Raw genomic sequence first — 4,268 nt, forward strand, 5'->3', positions numbered from 1 at the left:
TGAGACATGGGCAAGAGATCAACGCCTGAAGAGATCATAGCGAAGCTGCGGGAGGTGGAGGTCCGCCTCGCGCGGGGTGAGACGACGGGTCAGGCCGTGCGTTCGATCGGGGTGACGGAACAGACATACTATCGGTGGCGCAAGGAGTATGGCGGGCTGCAGGTTGGCCAGGCCAAACGGCTGAAGGAGATCGAGAAGGAGAATGCGCGGCTGCGTCGCGCCATTTCTGATCTGACCCTCGACAACCAGATCCTGCAGGAAGTCATCAAGGGAAAGTTCTGAGCCCTTCACGCAAGCGCGAGGCGGTCGATCATGTGGTGGAGACACTCGGCGCAACCGAGCGCCGGGCCTGCCGCGTGATCGGCCAGCACCGTTCCACCCAGCGCAAGCCGCGTGTGCCACGCCAGGACGAGGATGTGCTGACAGCGGCCATCATCGCCCTGGCTGAACGGTTCGGCCGGTATGGCTACCGCCGGATCACGGCCCTGCTGAGACGGGATGGCTGGCATGTGAACGAGAAGCGGGTGTATCGCATCTGGCGGCGTGAAGGGCTGAAAGTGCCAATGAAACAACCAAAGAGAGGCCGTCTCTGGCTGAATGACGGCTCCTGCATCCGGCTGAGGCCGATGCACAAGGGCCATGTCTGGTCCTATGACTTCGTTCAGGACCGCACGCATGACGGCAAGGTGTTCCGCATGCTGTGTGTGATTGATGAGTTCACTCGCGAATGCCTCGCCATTCGTGTCGAACGCAAGCTCAACTCCCGCGATGTCCTAGACACGCTGGGCGAACTGTTCGTGCATCATGGCCCGCCGGAGCATATCCGTTCCGACAATGGCCCCGAGTTCATCGCCACGGCCCTGCGCGAGTGGCTTGGCCGGATCGGCGTGAAGACGCTCTATATCGAACCCGGTTCGCCTTGGGAGAACGGCTACTGCGAGAGCTTCAACTCCAAGCTCAGAGACGAGTTGTTGGCGAGGGAAATCTTCTATGATCTCAGGGAGGCGAAAGTCCTGATCGAGACCTGGCGGTGGCATTACAACACCGCGCGTCCGCACTCTTCTCTGGGCTACCGACCGCCCGCGCCACAAGCCATCTTGCCCGCGGCGTTCATACCGCCTTACTGTGGGGAGGTAGCGGCATGAACGCCGCTACGTGGGAACCGCCGGGCTAATAAATCTGGTGGACCACTCCGGTGGGGCAGACCAGTGGTGCTTGCTATGTTTCGCCGACGAAAATCAATGATCGCAGACACGTCTTCCAGATTTCCCGGCATGCCCGAGAAAATCTGCACATAGTCGATTAGCTGCCCGCCCTCTTCGGCAAGACGGCTTGTGTATTGCGAAACCAGCATCGCGGATGGTTCAGAGTAGATCGCGTCACTGGGAAGCTGGTCGGCGAACAGAAGCGCATTGAAAACGCTCACGCCGGGAGGAAGAGCCAACGGCGCAATCCGATTGTCGAATGAAATATCATAATAGGTGGAACTCAGGGATATCTGTGAGTCACCGAAAGAATGGTCGAAATCGAAACCGCCAGTGAGGGACCGCGACGTTTCTGGCTGCAGATCGTCGACAAAGCCGTTATTTGCAAGAAATGCAGTGACATCTCTATCGCCGGTAGCGGGATTATCAGTCAACAAAAGGAAGGCGAAGGGGCCTACCTGGCCTGGGATTTCCGAGAGAGTCGGAGGCGTGAATGATGTGCTGTAAGTTCCCCTCAGCCTCAGACCCTCAACCGGTGACCAGAGCACGCCCACCTTCGGATTGGTCGTCGATCCGACGTCATCATAGTGGTCAAATCGACCCGAAACGCTGAATTCCAGCCTTTCAATCCCGTTGACACGATTCAGGTCAGAAACGATCGGGATGAACAGCTCTCCAAATGCGGCGTATATGTCACGCTCAGCGCTGAGGGTTTGCCCGCCTTGCGTGCTTTCGAAACTCTCGGACCGGAAAGACGCTCCGATCGCCACTCGGATGCTGCCGGCGGCCAGATCGAACAGACCTCCATCGGTGATGATTTCTGCAGTCGCAAATTCGCTGTCATTTGTAGGTTCGCTGGACTCGACCAAATCTCCTGTCACATTCGAGAAACGGTCTTCTGTGGCATCCTCGGAAACCTTGCTGTAGTCACCCGCCAGCGTCACTGACCAATCGTCCTTCAGATTCAGCGTTAGGCTGGGAGATATCAAGAGTTGCGCGGCGTTGTTGGATCGCTCGATAGTTTGCGCTCCAAATCCGGCAAAGTTTGCGAAGGACCGGGTGTCTCGATTTCCGTAATAGGCGGTCAGATCGAATTTCGCGGTCGTTGTCACTTCCTGCGACACGAAAGCTGTGACCGCGTGTCGGGTTTGGCTAGGCGCAAGGGAAAATGGGTCTGCAGCGGGCTCGGAGAACTCTTTTTCTGAAGCCAGCAGAGAATCCTGATCGAAGAATTCGTAGGAAACTAATGCATTCCCACCTTCCCAGTTAAATCCACCTGTCTGGGATACCCGGATGCGGTCGAAATTACCCTCCGTCACTAACCCATAATCGACAAGCGTTTCGAACCCCTCGTAATCATCGCGAAGAATGAAATTGACGACGCCCGCGATCGCATCCGATCCGTAAATGGAAGATGCCCCGTCAGCCAAAATTTCAACGCGCTGGATTGCGCTGAGCGGTATCGACGAGACATCGACGAATGCAGCAGCACCACCGCTGGGCGCAAGTCGGCGCCCATTGAGAAGCGTTAGTGTTGCATTGCCGCCCAAGCCGCGTAGATTGATAGTCGATGAAAACGAGTTGAAATTCGCAGTCGCGTCGAGATCACCGGCGAAGCCCCCCGTCGCTAGATTTGATGCGCCCGCGCCGGAAGCTTGCGGCACTGTTCTCAAAAATTGATCGAGGTCCTGCGCGCCGGTCGCTAAGATATCGCGGCGATCATATTCGTAGACCGGCGAACTCTCCGGTGCGATTCCCTTAATCAGCGTGCCCGTAACCGTGATCTCGTCGCGTTTCCGGTCATCACCTTCCGTATCTTCCCTCTCCGCTCCCGGTCGGCGCTCGCGCACGCCCTCAGGCTGCGCCTGTGCCCGCTGCCTTGGCTGCTCGATAAGCATCGCCTGCTTTTGCGGCACGCGAACCAGGATCACATTGGAAGACGGCGTTGCCTCATAGACGAGCCCCGACCCGTCGAGGAGCTTCACCAGCGCCTCGTCCGCGGTCATCTGTCCGGAAACCGGTTTCGCCGCCTTGCGCTCGACGATGTCGGTCGAGAACATCACCTGCCGGTCGGTCGCAAGGCTGTAGCTTTTGAGGGCGTCTTCGAGCGTGTCCGCCTGGATATCGAATTCGACTTTCTTCGCGTTGTCCTGCGCCATGACGGGCGCAAGCGCGCTCGCCGCCCAGAGCGCGAGGATAGCCGAATTCATAAGGAGCACGGATTTACGCGAGCGCTTTGCGCCGATTTCACAAACAGACATCAATTCCCCATCCCGCCTTCAAAGGCCGTCACGCGCGCGACCCCCTCGGTCCCGCTGTTACGCCCAAGGGAAACGGACAGCGCCGCGAAACACTCACCCCCGACCTCGGAAAAATTTTAGCTTTCACGTCTTCAGGCTTTCACGGTCATGATTTCGCGTGGATTTCGATGCTGGATGCGGACATGCGGCGCGCCTCCACGGGAAAGTAGGCCTCGACCGCTTCGATGAAGGCGTCTGTGTCGCCAGCGTTGAACACGCCGCTGATGCGCAGGCTGGAGATCTCCTCGCTCTCGACGGACAAGGTGATCCTCGAATAGCGGTTCATGCGCGCGACCGCTTCGGCGAGCGTGTCGCCGTCGAGCATGATCTTGCCGGACCGCCAGGCGTTCGTCTTCTCGACATTGACGTCCTGTTCGATCTCGCGTGTCTCGGCGCCCGCCGCGATGAATTGCTGTCCGGTCGCTAGCTTGACCGCCGGCCGCGCCACGGAAGGAACGCCCGGTATGGCGAGGCGCGGAGCCGGCGCGCCGGCGTCCGACACGATGACTTCGCCTTCGAGAAGCGTGACCAGCACTTCGTCGCCGACGAGTTCGATATTGAAGGCGGTGCCGGTCGCGACCACGACCTGATCGCCCGCGGTCACGCGGAAAGGCCTGTTCCTGTCCTTCGCGACATCGAAATAGGCCTGACCGCGCTCCAGGGTGAGGTCGCGGCGCTCTGTCGAATAGCGGATGCTGATGCGCGAGGCCGCATCGAGCGTCACACGGCTATTGTCGGCGAGCGTCACGACGCGCGTCTCGCC

Annotated in this window: 3 protein-coding genes; 1 reads left to right on the plus strand and 2 read right to left on the minus strand. The window is 59.1% G+C overall.

From position 1 onward, the window contains the following. Positions 1-6 precede the first annotated feature (6 nt). A protein-coding gene (locus tag B8784_RS14410) for an IS3 family transposase (RefSeq protein WP_143435295.1) occupies positions 7-1,145 on the plus strand; the annotation gives its coding sequence in 2 pieces (ribosomal slippage) (positions 7-265 and positions 265-1,145; 1,140 coding nt in all). Here the strand turns inward: B8784_RS14410 and B8784_RS14415 are convergent. Both B8784_RS14415 and B8784_RS14420 read right to left on the minus strand, forming a co-directional pair. Then, positions 1,121-3,466, minus strand: a complete 2,346-nt coding sequence (locus B8784_RS14415; RefSeq protein WP_084398645.1) for a TonB-dependent receptor — start codon at positions 3,464-3,466, stop codon at positions 1,121-1,123. The genes B8784_RS14410 and B8784_RS14415 overlap by 25 nt on opposite strands. A gap of 145 nt (positions 3,467-3,611) precedes the next feature. Next, on the minus strand, positions 3,612-4,268 hold a 657-nt coding region (locus B8784_RS14420; protein ID WP_199288587.1), incomplete at its 5' end, for a FecR family protein.

Source organism: Henriciella aquimarina (genome assembly GCF_002088975.1).
In the GTDB taxonomy this organism is placed as follows: domain Bacteria; phylum Pseudomonadota; class Alphaproteobacteria; order Caulobacterales; family Hyphomonadaceae; genus Henriciella; species Henriciella aquimarina.

What these genes read in the sequence shown, in the direction of transcription:
- B8784_RS14415 (WP_084398645.1), bottom strand. Translation starts at nt 3,466, where the DNA reads ATGTCTGTTTGTGAAATCGGCGCAAAGCGCTCGCGTAAATCCGTGCTC.